This is a genomic window from Pandoraea vervacti, from assembly GCF_000934605.2.
Taxonomy (GTDB): Bacteria; Pseudomonadota; Gammaproteobacteria; order Burkholderiales; family Burkholderiaceae; genus Pandoraea; species Pandoraea vervacti.
On sequence record NZ_CP010897.2, the window covers coordinates 4,794,513 to 4,809,826 of the forward strand.

15 protein-coding genes are annotated in these 15,314 nt (G+C 64.3%); 4 read left to right on the forward strand and 11 right to left on the reverse strand.

Going from position 1 to position 15,314, the window contains the following annotated elements:
* Positions 1–16 precede the first annotated feature (16 nt).
* From UC34_RS20885 to UC34_RS20895, 3 genes are all read left to right on the forward strand, one after another.
* Entirely contained in the window at positions 17–1,192 is a 1,176-nt protein-coding gene (locus UC34_RS20885; RefSeq protein ID WP_052811315.1) for a glycosyltransferase family 4 protein, read from the forward strand.
* The gene (locus UC34_RS20890; RefSeq protein ID WP_044457033.1) at positions 1,186–2,277 is read left to right on the forward strand and encodes an MraY family glycosyltransferase; all 1,092 of its coding nucleotides are present in this window, start codon (positions 1,186–1,188) and stop codon (positions 2,275–2,277) included. Before UC34_RS20885 ends, UC34_RS20890 begins: the two co-directional genes overlap by 7 nt.
* A 94-nt stretch (positions 2,278–2,371) precedes the next feature.
* Positions 2,372–3,361: a symmetrical bis(5'-nucleosyl)-tetraphosphatase gene (locus UC34_RS20895; RefSeq protein WP_044457034.1), complete on the forward strand. Its 990-nt coding sequence runs from the start codon at positions 2,372–2,374 to the stop codon at positions 3,359–3,361.
* Positions 3,362–3,503: 142 nt separating this feature from the next.
* Here UC34_RS20895 and UC34_RS20900 read toward each other — a convergent pair whose 3' ends face one another.
* The 7 genes from UC34_RS20900 to UC34_RS20930 form a co-directional block, all read right to left on the reverse strand.
* Positions 3,504–4,334 carry a lysophospholipid acyltransferase family protein gene (locus tag UC34_RS20900; protein ID WP_052811165.1) on the reverse strand — a complete coding sequence of 277 codons (831 nt, stop codon included), beginning with the start codon at positions 4,332–4,334 and terminating at the stop codon, positions 3,504–3,506.
* Positions 4,335–4,346: 12 nt separating this feature from the next.
* Positions 4,347–5,615, reverse strand: a complete 1,269-nt coding sequence (locus UC34_RS20905; protein WP_044457035.1) for a dihydroorotase — start codon at positions 5,613–5,615, stop codon at positions 4,347–4,349.
* Positions 5,616–5,622: 7 nt separating this feature from the next.
* Complete coding sequence (locus UC34_RS20910; protein WP_044457036.1) at positions 5,623–6,600, reverse strand: aspartate carbamoyltransferase catalytic subunit; 978 nt, start codon at positions 6,598–6,600, stop codon at positions 5,623–5,625.
* Between the two features lie 44 nt (positions 6,601–6,644).
* Entirely contained in the window at positions 6,645–7,073 is a 429-nt protein-coding gene (gene ruvX, locus UC34_RS20915) for a Holliday junction resolvase RuvX (RefSeq protein ID WP_044457037.1), read from the reverse strand.
* Positions 7,070–7,639 carry a YqgE/AlgH family protein gene (locus UC34_RS20920; protein WP_044457038.1) on the reverse strand — a complete coding sequence of 190 codons (570 nt, stop codon included), beginning with the start codon at positions 7,637–7,639 and terminating at the stop codon, positions 7,070–7,072. The genes ruvX and UC34_RS20920 overlap by 4 nt, the downstream gene beginning before the upstream one ends.
* Before the next feature lie 176 nt (positions 7,640–7,815).
* A complete protein-coding gene (locus tag UC34_RS20925) occupies positions 7,816–9,291 on the reverse strand; it encodes a hypothetical protein (RefSeq protein ID WP_157123259.1) in 1,476 nt (491 codons plus the stop codon).
* 30 nt (positions 9,292–9,321) lie between these two features.
* Positions 9,322–9,492 carry a rubredoxin gene (locus UC34_RS20930; RefSeq protein WP_006400971.1) on the reverse strand — a complete coding sequence of 57 codons (171 nt, stop codon included), beginning with the start codon at positions 9,490–9,492 and terminating at the stop codon, positions 9,322–9,324.
* A gap of 213 nt (positions 9,493–9,705) precedes the next feature.
* Here UC34_RS20930 and thiD point away from each other — a divergent pair, with 213 nt between their 5' ends.
* Entirely contained in the window at positions 9,706–10,542 is an 837-nt protein-coding gene (gene thiD / locus UC34_RS20935; RefSeq protein ID WP_044458516.1) for a bifunctional hydroxymethylpyrimidine kinase/phosphomethylpyrimidine kinase, read from the forward strand.
* Between the two features lie 116 nt (positions 10,543–10,658).
* Here thiD and UC34_RS20940 read toward each other — a convergent pair whose 3' ends face one another.
* The 4 genes from UC34_RS20940 to sucD all read right to left on the reverse strand — a co-directional run bounded on the left by UC34_RS20940 (position 10,659) and on the right by sucD (position 15,308).
* A complete protein-coding gene (locus UC34_RS20940) occupies positions 10,659–12,461 on the reverse strand; it encodes an O-antigen ligase family protein (protein ID WP_157123260.1) in 1,803 nt (600 codons plus the stop codon).
* Positions 12,462–12,671: 210 nt separating this feature from the next.
* Positions 12,672–13,193 carry a pilin gene (locus UC34_RS20945; RefSeq protein WP_044457040.1) on the reverse strand — a complete coding sequence of 174 codons (522 nt, stop codon included), beginning with the start codon at positions 13,191–13,193 and terminating at the stop codon, positions 12,672–12,674.
* Positions 13,194–13,489: 296 nt separating this feature from the next.
* Entirely contained in the window at positions 13,490–14,218 is a 729-nt protein-coding gene (locus UC34_RS20950; protein WP_044457041.1) for a TerC family protein, read from the reverse strand.
* 208 nt (positions 14,219–14,426) lie between these two features.
* On the reverse strand, positions 14,427–15,308 hold the full coding sequence (gene sucD / locus UC34_RS20955; RefSeq protein WP_044457042.1) for a succinate--CoA ligase subunit alpha: 882 nt from the start codon (positions 15,306–15,308) through the stop codon (positions 14,427–14,429).
* Positions 15,309–15,314 lie beyond the last annotated feature (6 nt).

The window sequence follows — 15,314 nt, forward strand, 5'->3', positions numbered from 1 at the left end:
TCACTGCACACCGTCAATGACAGCTCCGGTCCTGCTCTGCTCCAACACCTTCTGGTCGATCTACAACTTCCGGCGTGGCCCGATTGCCGCTTTGCTCGCGGCAGGTCATCCGGTACACGTTGCCGCGCCGGACGACGAGTTCGCCAGCAAGCTCACCGCAATGGGCTGCGTCGTGCACCGGGTGCCGATGGCGGCCAAGGGCCAGAACCCGCTCCAGGACCTCGGGCTGATGTGGCGACTCTACCGTCTCTACCGGCAAGTGCGCCCCGCCGTGATCTTTCACTACACGATCAAGCCCAATATCTACGGTGCCATAGCGGCTCGCTTTGCCCGCATTCCTGCGGTCTCGATGACGACTGGCCTTGGCTACGTGTTCATTCGCGAGTCGCTAACCACGCGATTGGCACGACAGTTGTATCGCGTGGCTTTCCGGCACACGCTGGAGAACTGGTTCCTGAATGCCGAAGATCATCGTGCGTTTGTCGAGGGGGGGCTCGTCGCCCTTGACAAGACACGGTTGCTGCCGGGCGAAGGCGTCGATCTGTCGCATTTCGCCAAGGCCGCGTGGCCGACGAAGGCAGCGGCCGCCAACAGCCAAGTCCCCGATGTTGCCGATGTTGCGGGTGAGGCCGCGTCGCCCTTTCGCTTCCTCCTGATCGCACGTTTGCTGCGCGACAAGGGCGTGTTGGAATACGTGGACGCCGCGCGCGCGATTCGGGCCGAGATGCCGCATGTCGTGTTTCAGATCCTCGGCGCGGCCGACGTGGAAAACCCGACGGCGATTTCCCGCGCCGAAGTCGACGACTGGCAGCGAGAAGGCGTGATCGACTATCTCGGGACGACCGGCGACGTGCGCCCCTTCATCGCGAACGCACACTGTGTGGTGCTGCCCTCCTACCGCGAAGGACTCTCGCGTACGTTGCTCGAAGCGGCGGCCATGGGGCGCCCCCTGGTCGCGACCGACGTGCCGGGGTGCCGCGACGTAATCGACGATGGCGTCACTGGCTATCTCGTGCCCGCACGCGACGCCGCGGCGTTGACCGCCCGCCTGCGCGACGTGGCACGCAAACCCCTGACCACGCTCGTCCGAATGGGCGATGCCGGGCGTGCTAAAGTAGCGCGCGAATTCGACGAACATGTCGTCATTGCAGAGTACTTTCGGATTCTCGGATCCCTTCGCGCATCATGCTGAGTCTTGCCATCGCCCTCGTGGTGTCGTTCATTGCGACGCTGTTGATCGTTCGCTACGCGCACGTTCATGCCCGCTTCTCCGGCGATAGCGATGTCGCCGGCGTGCAGAAATTTCACGTGCGTCCGGTCCCGCGTGTGGGCGGTGTCGGCATTCTGGCCGGACTGCTCGTCTCGGCAACGGCGCTCTGCCTGTCCTATCCCACCGTATCGCGCGACATTCTGCTGCTCGTCGCATGCGGCTTGCCCGCATTTTTGTCCGGCTTCATCGAAGATCTGACGAAGAAGGTCACGCCAACGGTTCGCCTCGTGTGCACGATGTTCGCCGCGCTGCTGGCGTGGCTGGTGCTCGATATTCACATTACCCGCGTCGATATCGGCGTGGTGGATCGCGCCCTGGTCGTCGCTGCCGTGTCGGTGCCCCTCACGGTGCTGTGCGTCGCCGGCATGGCCAATGCCGTGAATATCATCGACGGCTTCAACGGTCTCGCGGCCATGGTCGCGATGATCATGTTCGCCTCGCTCGGCTACGTCGGGTTTCAGGTGCAGGACCCGATCGTGCTGACCACGTCGATGATCATGGTGGGCGCCATTCTCGGCTTTTTCATCTTCAACTTCCCCGGCGGGCTGATTTTCCTCGGGGATGGGGGCGCGTACTTCCTCGGCTTCATGCTTGCCGAAGTCGCCGTCCTGCTCGTGATGCGTAATCCGCAGGTCTCGCCCTGGTATCCCGCGTTGATGGTGATTTACCCGGCGTTCGAAGTCTGCTTCTCCATCTATCGCAAGCGTTTCGTGCGCGGCATTTCGCCCGGCATTCCCGACGGCGTACACCTGCACATGCTGGTCTACAAGCGGTTGATGCGCTGGGCGGCAGGCGCGCGTACGGCCAGCGCCCTCACGCAACGCAATTCCTTGACCTCCCCGTACCTTTGGCTGCTATGCTTGCTGGCAGTGATCCCGGCGACGGTCTTCTGGCGACATAGCGTGGTGCTGGCCCTGTGCTGCGTCGCCTTCATGGTGACGTATGTGTGGCTGTACCTGAGCATCGTTCGCTTCAAAGCGCCGCGCTGGCTGATCTACAAAAAATGAATGACCACGGGGGGCGTCGCACCAAGCGTGCGCGGCCGCGGCACACGGAATCCCCCCGGTCGGGACAACAAGACAAGACAGCGCCACCAACGCGATGCGTGACATCTATGCCATCGGCGACCTGCAAGGTTGCCAGACGTCGTTTGAACAACTGCTCTCGCGCCTGCCCGGCGACGCAGATCTCTGGCTCGCCGGCGATCTCATCAATCGTGGCCCGCGCTCGCTCGATACGCTGCGTCAGGTCATTGCGCTGGGCGATCGCGTCACTGCCGTGCTCGGCAATCACGACCTGCACCTGCTGGCGGTCGCTGCGGGCGTGCGTCAGGCGCACGGCAGCGATACGCTGGACGATATCCTCAATGCCCCGGACCGCGATGCGCTCGTCGACTGGGTGCGTCGCCAGCCGCTGGCGCACTTCGCGCATGGGCACCTGATGGTGCACGCCGGCGTATTGCCGCAGTGGGATGCCGAACAGGTGCTCACCCTTGCGCGCGACGTGGAATCGCAATTGCGCGGTCCCGACTGGCAGGCGTTTCTCTCACGCATGTTCGGCAATCAGCCCGATCAGTGGCACGAGGGGCTGAGCGATGAAGACCGCAGGCGTCTTACGATCAATGCGCTGACTCGCATGCGTTTTTGCAGCGCCGACGGTCGCATCGACTTCAAGATCAAGGAAGGCGCCGATGCAGCGACCGATACCCTCAAGCCGTGGTTCGATGCGCCCGCTCGCCGTACGGCGAATGTGACGATGGTGTTCGGACACTGGTCGGCACTCGGACTGGTGATGCGCGAGAACCTGCTCGGCCTCGACACCGGATGCGTGTGGGGCGGCAAGCTCACCGCCGTGAAGCTCGCGGATTCGCCTGCATCGCGCGAGCTGATACAGATCGACTGCCCTCAGATGCGCGACCCGCTCGCCGCAAGCGACAAGAAGCGCAACAAGATCAAAACGGCGGAGAAGGCCGAAGACGCGTTCAAGGCCGCCAAGGCCGAAAAGCTGGAGAAAACCGCGAAGGCAGAGAAGATGGATAAGACCGAAAAGGCAGATAAGGCGGATAGGGGGACAAAGCGCAAAGCCGAGTGATTCCCGGCAGCGTGCAGAACATCGCCCGCGTCATGCGCAGCCTCCCGGAAATAACGGCGCCCCGCAGGCGCCGTTGTGCTTTCCCGACCCGAACGCGCTCAAACCCGCCTGACGGTACCCGGTCGTGACGGCGACGCGACGCTCACACCTGAACGGCCTGCGCCGCATCATCCGCTTCGTCGTCCAATGACGACGTGCGCGAGCCGACCGAACCATTCTCCGGCAGCACGGCTTCGGGCAGGAAACCCTGCAACGCCGCGCCCACAGCCTGCTGCGCCCCCAGCGTAAACGCTCGGCGATGCTGCCCTTGCTGCGGATACTGGGGCGCACCGATCGACAGGCGCACCGTCATCGGGGGCGCTTTCAGAATCATGTCGATGGACTCGATCAGGCTCGTCTCGCCGATATATGCGGGTGCCATCGTGTGGCGTCCGCTCGCTTCGTCCGTATAGAACAGACACATCGGCTGCACCGGTTTGCCCGTGGTGACCGGCGCTTGCAGAAGGTTCGCGTGGAATGGCAACAGACTGCGTCCATCGGTCGTCGTACCCTCCGGGAAAACGGTAATGATGTCGCCATCGCGCAGACAATCCGAAAGGTAGTGCATGATGCGGCGCGCATCGGCACGTCGCTCGCGTTGCAGGAAGATCGTGCGCGTCTGCACGCATAACCAGCCCACGAGCGGCCAGTGACGAATCTCTGCCTTTGCGACGAAGCGCACCGGTTGCCACGCATTGAGCGCGAAGATGTCGATCCACGACACGTGATTGCACAGCAGCATGACACCGCCTTCGGGCACCGGCGCGTGCTGCTCGACTTCGAGACGCATGCCGCACAGCTTCAGCAGTTTCTGCGACCACGCGCGAATACGACGGTCTTTCTGCGGTTGCGACAGAAACGGGAAAAGCACTGCGGCGGTCACCATGCCACGCGCGAGATGCAGACCCAGACGGAGCTTTTTGATCAACAACACGGTAGTCGCATCCTATGCGGTCAAGGCTTCGTACGCCACGTGGCCACCGACCAGCGTGAGCCGCACCTGCCCCGGCAGTTCATATCCCAGAAACGGGGTGTTGTGGCCGGCACTGCGCAACTTTTGCGCGGACACGGTCCAGTATGTCGACGGCGCCAACACACAGACGTCCGCCGGTTGCCCCGGCGAGAGCTGGCCGGCTCCGGAGGCAACCGGGGCCAGACGCTGCCCCGGCCCGGACGTCACTCGTGCGAGTGCATCGACGAGCGGTACCCGCGACTCCTCTGCCCACTTGAGTACTAGCGACAGCAGCAGCTCGATTCCCGTGGCCCCCGGCTCGGCCTCGGCGAAAGGCACGAGGCGGGCATCGGCCGCCAGCGGCGTGTGGTCCGAGCAAATGGCGTCGATCGTACCGTCGCGCGCTGCATCGCGCACAGCCTCACGGTCACGCTGGGCGCGCAACGGCGGGTCGAGCCGATACTGGGCGTCAAAGTACCCGATGTCCATGTCGGTGAGATGGAGGTGATGCGCGGCCACGTCGCAGGTGATCGGCAGGCCTTCCGCCTTCGCCGCCCTCACGAGTGCGAGACCTGCGGCCGAGGACAGACGGCAAAGGTGCACGCGCGTGCCCGTGACCCGCACCAGCTCGAAAATGGTATGCAGCGCGATGGTTTCCGCCACGACCGGAATGCCCGCCAGTCCAAGCCGCGACGCGACCGCACCACTCGCGGCAACGCCGCCTGCCGCGAGCGCGGCGTCCTGTGCGCGCAACCAGACCGTGAGCCCGAACGTGCCCGCATATTGCAATGCGCGCAGCAGCGTGCGGTTATCGGCCATGGCGGCATTCGCCTGCGACAGACCGATGCACCCGGCCTGCGCGAGTTGTGCCATCTCCGTCAGTTCGCGCCCGGCAAGACCCACGGTCAATGCCCCGAGCGGATGCACCTGCGCATGATGCGTCGCGCGGGCGCGCCATTGCAGCATCTCGACGAGATCGGGTTCGTCGAGCACCGGATCGGTGTCCGGCGGGCACACCACGCGCGTCACACCGCCGGCCAGCGCAGCCGACACTTCGCTCGCGTGCGTCACGCGTCGCGCCGACAGATCGACCAGCCCCGGCACGACAAGCAGTCCCGTCGTGTCGACGGCCCGGTCCGCCGTAAAGTCGGCAGGCGGAGCGCCAAGCGCGACGATATGGCCGTCGGCGACGAATACATCCTGCACGCGGTCAGTGCGGGTTGCGGGATCGATGACGCGGCCCCCCATCAGATGCAATTTCATGGCGCGCTTATCCGTTGTTCGCGGCGACGATACTCATCACCGCCATGCGCACGGCAATGCCGAACGACACTTGCTCGAGAATGACCGACTGCGGGCCGTCTGCTACGGCGGAGTCGATCTCCACGCCCCGGTTCATCGGGCCGGGATGCATGACGATGGCGTCCGGCTTCGCGAGCGCAAGCCGCTGCGGCGTCAGACCGTAATACTTGAAATACTCGCTCGCCGAAGGCAGCAGCGCGCCATTCATGCGCTCGTTCTGCAAGCGCAGCATGATGATCACGTCGACATCGCGCAGCCCTTCGTCCATGTCGTGGAACACACGAACGCCGAGGTGTTCGAGTCCCGCAGGCAAGAGCGTGCGCGGGCCGATGGCGCGCACTTCCGGCACACCCAGCGTCGTGAGCGCGTGAATGTCGGAGCGGGCCACGCGGGAGTGCAGAATGTCGCCGACGATCGCGACCGTCAGATTCTGGAATTCGCCTTTGTGGTGGCGAATCGTGTACATGTCGAGCAAGCCCTGGGTGGGATGCGCGTGGCGTCCGTCGCCGGCATTGATGACGTGCACATGCGGCGCGCAATGCTGCGCGATCAGGTATGGCGCGCCCGATTGCGCATGGCGCACCACGAACAGATCGGCGTGCATGGCCGACAGGTTGCCGATGGTGTCGAGCAGCGTTTCGCCCTTGCTCGTCGACGACGCGTTGATATTCAGATTCAACACATCGGCAGACAGTCGCGCGGCGGCGATCTCGAACGTCGTTCGCGTACGCGTGGAGTTCTCGAAGAACAGATTGAAGACGGATTTGCCGCGTAGCAGCGGCATCGTCTTCACGTCGGCATCGTTCACGCTCACGAACTGCGTGGCGGTATCGAGAATGTGCATGAGCACGGCGCGCGGCAAGCCTTCGACCGTCAGCAGATGCTTGAGCTCGCCGTTGCGATTGAGCTGGGGATGACCGCGTCGGCCGAGCATGCCGTTAGCCATGCCAGGGCTCCGTGGCGGGCGGCGTCGCGCGCTGGGGGAAGATGTCAGGCAGGCACATGCTCGTCGAAATACTGCTGGAGGATGATGCGGGCGGCTTCAGCGTCGAGCGATGTCTTCTGCGAGACCTTGACGCCGGCTTCGGCCAGCGCCGCCGCGGCGGCCACCGACGAGTAACGTTCGTCGACCCAGACCACCGGTACGTTGAACCGGCCGTTGAGCTGATTGCCGAAGCGCTTCGCCTGTTGCGTCATTTCGTGCGGCGTGCCATCCGGATGACACGGCAGGCCGACGACGATCAGCTCAGGCTGCCATTCGGCGATGAGCTTGCCCATCTCGGCAAAGCGAACGTCACGATTGAGATTGGCGACAACGGTCAGCGCACGCGCTTCGCGCAGCATCAGATTGCCCATCGCAACGCCGATGCGGCGCTCGCCGTAATCGAAAGCGAGCACCGTGCGACTGCCAGCGGTCATGCGTGACCTGCGTCGGCGGAGAGCATGGACGACGTCACGCCGAGCAACGCCAGCGCCGCGTCGAAGCGCTCGGCCGGCGGCACATCGAACACGATGCCGGGATCCGCAGCCACCGTGAGCCAGCCGTTGCGGCTGATTTCGTCTTCCAGTTGACCGGCGCTCCACCCCGAATGCCCCAGCGTGAGCAGGAAGCGGTTCGGCCCCTGACCGTTGGCGACGGCTTCGAGCACATCCTTGGACGTGGTCATCTCAAGACCACCCGGCACCGACAGCGAAGAGCTGTATGACGTTCCCGTCGCTTCGTGCAGCACGAAGCCGCGCTCCGTCTGCACCGGGCCACCGAAGAAAACCGGTTGATGGGCGAGCGGATCGATTTCGAGCTTGAGGTCGAGCCGCTCGAAAAGCGATGCGAGATCGATGTCCGTGGGACGATTGATCACCAGCCCGATCGCGCCTTTCTCGCTGTGCTCGCACAGATAGACGACGGTGCCCGAAAAGGTGGGATCGGCCATGCCGGGCATGGCGATGAGGAACTGATTCGTAAGATTGATACGGTCGTTCGGCATAGGGCCAGAGTTTGTCGGAACCTGTTTGACGGTCTGCCGTCCGGTATCGCGCCACCACGAGGCGCCGCGTCCCCGGAAGGGCTCGCGTCGCCTGCTGGCGGCCGGTCAGCGGACGAACTTTTTCCGCATCGTGATACGGCCAACGGCTGCCAAGGGCAGCCTTTGGGCCGACTGTATCACGGAACGTCGCGAGCGGTGACTAGCCGCTGCCCGAACACGCTGGCATCCAGTGCGCGCTCGCGCCACACGGCCATCTCCGCGATCAGATCGGGGCGCGACTCGGGATAAGTGTCCGCCGCAAACTGATGGAGCATGCCACGCAGCGCCTTGACGGTCATCGCCAACGCCGCCGGCCCGCCCGGCTCCGCCGGCGGAGACGCCGCCAGACGCTCCCCGGTGGCCGCGACAGCCGCCGCAAGCCTCGCAACCGGCGCCAGACCAATGGCAGCCGAGTATTGCGCGACCTGCGCAGCGACGCCCGGGTCGTTCAGGTTCGGAAGCGCCTCATCGGCGAGACTGAGGAAGGTCTGGCAAACGTCCTGACGTACAGCCAGTGGGCCGATACGCAACCAGTCGCGCGAACTGCTGCCCGCGCCCTGCTTCTGCCCGGCTTGCGCAGCGTCGGCCAGCGGCTCGGGCAAATGGCCGGGACGGCGCAACACGCCGAAATCGGCCAACAACGCGCCGAGCCATGTGTCCGGCGCCTGCGCATGCCAGGTCGCCAGCGCCTCGATCAGGTCGTGACCGGGGACAGCATCGCCCGACGGCCTCGCGCCGCCCGCCGATGCTGCGGGGGCGACGGGTGTCGTCCCCGTGTCGGCCGGGTTACCGGGACGGGTGAGCTGCTTGCGCAGGGCCAGGTTCATGCGTCCGATCTGGCGTTTGTCGGCCAGGCTCAGCGGCGCACGGGCAAAGCGCAGCCAGGCGGCCGCCAGACGCCAGTAGTCGAGCGGAGCCGTCGCCCCTGCGCGATGCAGATCGGCCGCCAGATCGGCGAGTTGGCCGAGGGCGGCCGTGGTGTCGAGCGCATCGGCGTCGGGGCGCAGCAAGCGCAGCAACACGCGTTCAACGTCGGCGCGCAGCGGTGCGGTGCCTGCCGGAAGGCCATGCAGACGCGGCTGCGCGATCACCCATCCCGCCATGCGTAGCTCGCCCGGCGTGGGGCCTCCGGTCCAACCATCGGTGGGGGACGGCGCCTGAGCGGCGGGGGCCACGGCGCCCGCCTGCCAGATATCGCGCTCGAACTGGCGCAGGGCATTGCGCTGCGTGTCCTGGCTGCCCGGTTCGCCATATGCCGCCTCGGCAATCGCCTGTACCAGACGCTCGCCATGCAACGCCCAATCGGCGTGACCGCTGGTCTGAAGCAGACGATTGGCGCGACGCAGCGGTCCGAGCGCCGCCGCTGGACCGCTCGACCAGGCGTCGGATGCCTCGGTCAGCGCGTCAGCGACTTCCGGCAGACGCCACAACGGCGCGTCGCGCGTGTCGCGGGCATCGCGACCGTCGCGGACATCACGAATCTCACGCCCGGCAGGCGTGGCGTTGGCTGCGGTGCCGGCAGCGGCAACGGCAGCGGAATCGGGGGACGGTTGAGGCGACCCGGCCATACCGGGCACGCCGGCAGCGCCGGACAAGCCAGACGATTCAGACATCACCATAGGCCATCTCCTGGCCGTGCGGCCTCAGATCTGCACCATCTCGAAGTCTTCCTTACGGGCGCCGCACTCCGGGCATGTCCAGTTGATGGGCACGTCTTCCCAGCGCGTGCCGGGTGCAATGCCCTCGTCGGGCAAACCTGCCTCTTCGTCATAGATCCAACCGCAAATGAGGCACATCCAGCTCTTGTATTCCATGCTTTCTTAGGCGACGAGCGTTCCGTTACAATGGCTTGTCAACCGCTTCGGGTCCCGTCGGCAGAGATGCCGGACGGTCTTGTGGGAACCCTGCCGGTGCATTGTCCGGCGGGCACTGCCCACGGCGCTTTCAAGCGCTCCGAAACGGGCATTTAAGGCGTGATGGTACCAACGAACCCAAAGCCTGACCAGATCGCCGTCTATCCTGCTTCCATGCAAACTGAATCCCCACCCATTCTCCTGACCTTCGGACTCTCCGACCCCACTTCGGCAACCGGCGTTCAGGCCGACCTGCTCACGTTCGCGAGCATGGGCGGCTACGGCGTGTCGGTGCTCACCGGCTACTCCTCGCAGGACTCCCGCGCCTGCGATGAGGTGCAGCCCATCGACCCCGACTGGATTGCCGACCAGGCGCGCATGCTGCTCGAAGACATGCCGGTCGCCGCCTTCAAGGTCGGTAGCGCCGTGAATGCCGATAACGTCGCCGCCATCGCCGAGATCGTGGCCGATTACGACGAAACGCCGCTCGTCGTCGCCCCCGACTTCGGACTTGCGGGCGAGCACCTGCTTTCGGCGGACGAATTGCGCGAAGCGACGGCCAGCCTGCTCGTTCCGCAGGCAAGCGTGCTCGTCGTCAGCCCCGCAAGCGCGATCGCGCTCGCGCAAACGATCACCGAAAACGAAAATCTCTCGCAAGACGAAGCTGTCTCCGCCCTACTGGAGAACGGCTGCGAATTCGTGCTGGTGAGCGACGGCAACGCGCCGCAGTTCACCCACACGTTGTACAGCGACGGGGGCGTCGTCCGCGAAGACGCCTGGGACCGTCCTGCGCATAACGTCGCCGGCGCCATGGATACCCTGGCGTCTGCGGTCACCGCTATGCTGGCCAATGGCCTTGCGGTGCCGGAAGCCGTTCGCGAGGCGCAGGAATACCTGCAACAGGTGCTCGAAAATGCGTTCCGCCCGGGCATGGGACGCCACTTTCCCGACCGCTTCTTCTGGGCGCGCACGGAAGATACCGAACAGGACGACACGCCGCCTGACGCGTAAGTCTTTCCCAAACCGGTTGAAGGCGTCACGCAAAATCGCATCCCACACACAACAACGCCCGCGAATTCGCGGGCGTTGTTGTGTGGATCTTGCCTGTCGGCACACTGTATCAAACGTTATGCCAACGCATACGTGCCCTTGGGCGGCGCAATCATCGCGTCCGCATCCACCTCCGGCTCCCCCTTCGGTCGGCCCCATGCTTCGATAACTCGCTTGACGAACGGCTTGAGCTCGTCGCCTTGCTCTCGCAGCAGGCGCACCAGCGCCGCGTACTGCCCTTCGAAGATTCGCGAGTTGTAGTTTTTCAACCGCTGAATGTCCTGCAACGCCTCGTCGTCACGGCCCGCGAGGGCCAGCAGCACGATGTAGCGCTTGATCATCGTCGGGCCGGCGCCCAGCGCCAACGCCTCGCGATGCGCAGCCAGCTTCTCGTCGAGCTGATCGCGATTGAGATAGAGCGCGCCTGTGACTGCGTAATCGCCGTACGGCGCAAAGAACAACGCCGGGTCGGTGCGATACGTTTCGATCTTGCCTGCGCGATACGCCACCTCGACGCGCTGATAGTCGTGATATAGCCATGGGATCGCCACGCACGCGAACAGCACGATGACGCCGTTGATCGCCCCGGTGGCCGTCGGCGACACACTTTCGATGGGCTTCGTCTCGCACAACCCGAGCAGGAACATCGCCGGGAGCAGGAAGAATGCGTAGTGCTGCGGATACTCCAGCAAGGCGTGAATCGCGAGCATGCCGAGTATGACGAAGGCGAGCGCAATCGGTGCCGTCTGAATCCCCCGCACCGCGCGGACGAACCAGAATGCCAACGGAAGCAACACCGCCAGCGTGCCGACAACGCCCGTCTTCGCCAGCAGATCGAGCAACACATTGTGCGCGTTGTCCGCCATTTCCACCGGGCCGAGTTTGTCGACCAGCGCGAACTGCGCGTCGATGTAGTTCGACCAGCCGGCACCGAAGAACCAATGCTCGCGGAAGATCGCCAGTCCGTACTCCCACAGGTTCAGGCGCCCCGTGACCTGCCCTGCCTGCTGCATGCGGGCGACGGCGCTGCCATCAAGCTGCAACCCCCAGGCCACGTTCGCCCAGCCGACGAAAACCGTCGCAAGACCGAGTAGTGGCAGGAGTGCGACCGGCACGAACCAGCGCATCGAGCGACGCATGTTACGCGTCGGTTCCCTGCGCTCCATCCACACGAGCCACAGTCCGAAGGCCGAAAGCAGCGCGAGTTGCAGCCACGGCGTGCGCGAGCCCGTCAGGCAGATGCCGATGTCGAACGCGGCGCACGCGATGAGCAACCCCCATGCCGGCAACTTGCGCTGATACCAGAGGTAAAACGCGCCGGCGCTTGCGAGTGAGAGATACGTCGCCAGATGATTGGGCTGATACATGTTGCCGAACAAACGGCGAGCCACCGTGACCGTGTATTTGGCGACCAGCCACGGTACCTGGGCTTCGAGGTGAAACGCCTGCACAATCTGCGCGCCCACGGCGTACAAGCCGCCGAGCGTGAGCGCAACCGCACTCCAGCGCATGAGCACGCCGCGCCAACCCAATTGCGCGAGCCAATAGCCCGTGTTGACCGCCACGATCATCGCAACACCATAGAGCAGCGCCGTCATCATCAACTGCGGCAACTCGGTCGGCATCGTTGCGCGCTGAATCAGGACGATCGCCATGAAAGCGAGCGGCATCCACGTGACGCGCGGCATGCGCAGCGCGCGCGCGTCGCGTTGCCACACGGCGATCATCGAGAACACCCCCAGTAATGCGAATAGCGAAAACGCCAGCGCCTCCGAATAGAACGTCGAAATCGGATAGGTGTGCTTGACGAGGTTGTAGGGCAAAGCCCAGATCAGGGCGAGCACAAGCCCGATCATCGAGAGAAGCAAAGGAGGAAACAAGGTCGCCGCCGTGCAATGCACCGGTTGAAAGATGCGCAAGCATAACGAAAAATGGCCGCCCAAGGGGCAGCCATTTCATGCCTGACGCGCGTATTGACGCCGTCCGCAAATCCGCAGTGGCTGCCAGACCGGACGCCCTGTTGCTTGACGCAAACCGATGCACCCTGATGCGATGCAACGTGACGTCATTCGGTCTAACGCCAAGCGGACTCAGGCCCCCTTGGTCGCGGCGTCGCCACGGCACTCCGGCGGCGCCAGCTTACCCGGCAACGTGGCACCGTTGGGCGCCCCCTCGCGGCCCTGCGCATAGCAGGTCCAGACGATCTGACCTTCGGGGGCCTTGCCGACCGTCAGCGTTTCCGGCTTGCCGGTGGCGCCGGCGCTGGTTGGCACCAGCACGATCGCACCGTCGCCTGCGCGCTGGGTGTAAGCCACCGTAACGTTGCCGCTCACGGAATCAATGCTCACGCCGCTGACGTTATCCGTTGCGCTCGGTGCTTGCCAGCCGCTGTTGAACGGTGCGCCGTGCATGGCATTCTCGCTCACGAGCGCCTTGGCCGACGCCGCGGCGCCGAGCCCTTCGACGACGCGCGCGCGGACCAGATAATTTTGCAGATACGGAACCCCGGCTGTGACCAGCACGCCGATGATTGCCAGCACGATCATCAGTTCGATCAGGGTGAAACCCCGGGATTTGGCGAGACCGGTAGTCCGGTGGCCGAAACGACGCATTGTGTAACTCCCTGCAAAAGCAATGAAAACAAAGGGGACATCGGGGGGAAGTGGGCGGAGTATGCCATACCCCCCATCGCGAATGCCCTGCCGCAGATCAAAATCGGCCGGCGTCGCATGGGGTCATCGGAATCGTCCGAGGTAGCGCGAGACAAACGGTCTGGCGCCGGCCGGTCCCAACGTCGATGAGACGTCAGGCAACGCCACCACCACCGCATGACACATCGGCATGATCAGGCCGACCGAGCGCCTGGATCCTGTCGCGCCAAAGTTCCCAGTCCCGGCAATGGACCCGATTATTTCGAAGAGGTTGCACGCATTTGTCGTGCTTCGCTACGACGCTTGAGCGCGAGCCCCACGGCCAGAACGAACACCGCACCGATCGCCGAGGCCACATAGTGGGTGTATTTCGCGGCATCGCCGGGCAAGTGCAGCAAATGGCCGATACCCGGATCGGTCACGATCAGGCCGCCGGCGATCCATCCGAGCAGTGCCGCGCCCGCCATCACGATGACGGGGAAACGGTCGAGCGCCTTGAGCACGAGTTGCGAGCCCCAGACGATCAACGGAATGCTCACGAGCAAGCCGAAGATAACGAGCGGCAGTTGGTGATGATCGGCCGCGCCTTCCGCGGCACCGGCGATCGCGATCACGTTGTCGATGCTCATCACCAGATCGGCAATGATGATGGTTTTGACGGCAGTCCAGAGCTTGTCGGCCGGCTTCACGCTGTCGTGCGCGTCGTGGTCGGGCACCAGCAGCTTGGTGCCGATCCAGAGCAGCAGCAGCCCGCCAACCGCCTTGAGATAAGGCACGGCGAGCAGCGTCACGGCAAACGCAATCAGGATCACGCGCAGTACGATGGCCCCGATCGTGCCCCAGACGATGCCTTGCAACCGTTGCTTGGCCGGCAGATTTCGGCACGCGAGCGCGATCACCACGGCATTGTCGCCACCCAGCAGGATGTCGATCATGATGATCTGAGCCACGGCGGCCCAGTTTAGCTCGGCAAAAAACGCAAGCATGGCGCGGATATCCTCGGCAACGATTGAGACGGTAAAGACAGTAAAGACGGTTCAGACGCTGAAACGACTGAAGGGGTGAGACGAATGCAACCAAGGATGGCGCAAACGCCATAGCAAAAGAGGGAGCCCGATGTCCCGGGCTCCCTCTTTCATGACTCGCGATACCGCCGCCGGTTCCGGCGGCCGCAACGAAGTCGTCCGGCGGGAATTACAGCACCGACTTGAGCAGGCGGCCCATTTCCGACGGGTTCTTGGTCACCTTGATGCCACAGGCATCCATGATGGCCAGCTTGGCTTCGGCCGTGTCGGCGCCGCCCGAGATCAGCGCGCCGGCGTGGCCCATGCGCTTGCCCGGAGGCGCCGTCACGCCTGCGATGAAGCCGACGACCGGCTTCTTCATGTTGCCCTTGATCCACTCGGCGGCGGCAGCTTCGTCCGGACCGCCGATTTCACCGATCATGATCACGGCGTCCGTTTCCGGATCGTCGTTGAACATCTTCATGACGTCGATGTGCTTCAGACCGTTGATCGGGTCGCCACCGATACCGACGGCGCTCGACTGGCCCAGACCCAATGCGGTCAGCTGGCCCACGGCTTCGTACGTCAGGGTGCCCGAGCGCGACACCACGCCGATGCGACCCTTCTTGTGGATGTGACCCGGCATGATGCCGATCTTCAGTTCGTCCGGCGTGATCACGCCCGGGCAGTTCGGGCCGAGCAGCAGGGTCTTGCGACCTTCGCGACGCATACGGTCCTTCACTTCGATCATGTCACGAACCGGAATACCTTCCGTGATACAGATCGCCAGATCCAGGTCGGCTTCGACAGCTTCCCAGATGGCGGCAGCAGCGCCTGCGGGCGGCACATAGATCACGGAGACGGTCGCGCCGGTTTGTTCCTTCGCGTCCTTCACCGAACCGTAAATCGGAATCCCTTCGAAGTCTTCGCCAGCCTTCTTCGGGTTCACGCCGGCGACGAACGCGTTCTTGCCGTTCGCGTATTCGCGGCACATGCGGGTATGGAACTGGCCGGTCTTGCCAGTGATACCCTGGGTGATGACCTTGGTGTCTTTGTTGATCAGAATCGACATTGCTTG

Excerpts from the sequence above, each read along its gene's own strand:
- UC34_RS20885 (WP_052811315.1), top strand. The coding sequence starts at position 17 with ATGACAGCTCCGGTCCTGCTCTGCTCCAACACCTTCTGGTCGATCTAC.
- UC34_RS20890 (WP_044457033.1), top strand. The coding sequence starts at position 1,186 with ATGCTGAGTCTTGCCATCGCCCTCGTGGTGTCGTTCATTGCGACGCTG.
- UC34_RS20895 (WP_044457034.1), top strand. The coding sequence starts at position 2,372 with ATGCGTGACATCTATGCCATCGGCGACCTGCAAGGTTGCCAGACGTCG.
- UC34_RS20905 (WP_044457035.1), bottom strand. The coding sequence starts at position 5,615 with ATGAAATTGCATCTGATGGGGGGCCGCGTCATCGATCCCGCAACCCGC.
- UC34_RS20910 (WP_044457036.1), bottom strand. The coding sequence starts at position 6,600 with ATGGCTAACGGCATGCTCGGCCGACGCGGTCATCCCCAGCTCAATCGC.
- ruvX (WP_044457037.1), bottom strand. The coding sequence starts at position 7,073 with ATGACCGCTGGCAGTCGCACGGTGCTCGCTTTCGATTACGGCGAGCGC.
- UC34_RS20920 (WP_044457038.1), bottom strand. The coding sequence starts at position 7,639 with ATGCCGAACGACCGTATCAATCTTACGAATCAGTTCCTCATCGCCATG.
- UC34_RS20925 (WP_157123259.1), bottom strand. The coding sequence starts at position 9,291 with ATGTCTGAATCGTCTGGCTTGTCCGGCGCTGCCGGCGTGCCCGGTATG.
- UC34_RS20930 (WP_006400971.1), bottom strand. The coding sequence starts at position 9,492 with ATGGAATACAAGAGCTGGATGTGCCTCATTTGCGGTTGGATCTATGAC.
- thiD (WP_044458516.1), top strand. The coding sequence starts at position 9,706 with ATGCAAACTGAATCCCCACCCATTCTCCTGACCTTCGGACTCTCCGAC.
- UC34_RS20945 (WP_044457040.1), bottom strand. The coding sequence starts at position 13,193 with ATGCGTCGTTTCGGCCACCGGACTACCGGTCTCGCCAAATCCCGGGGT.
- UC34_RS20950 (WP_044457041.1), bottom strand. The coding sequence starts at position 14,218 with ATGCTTGCGTTTTTTGCCGAGCTAAACTGGGCCGCCGTGGCTCAGATC.
- sucD (WP_044457042.1), bottom strand. The coding sequence starts at position 15,308 with ATGTCGATTCTGATCAACAAAGACACCAAGGTCATCACCCAGGGTATC.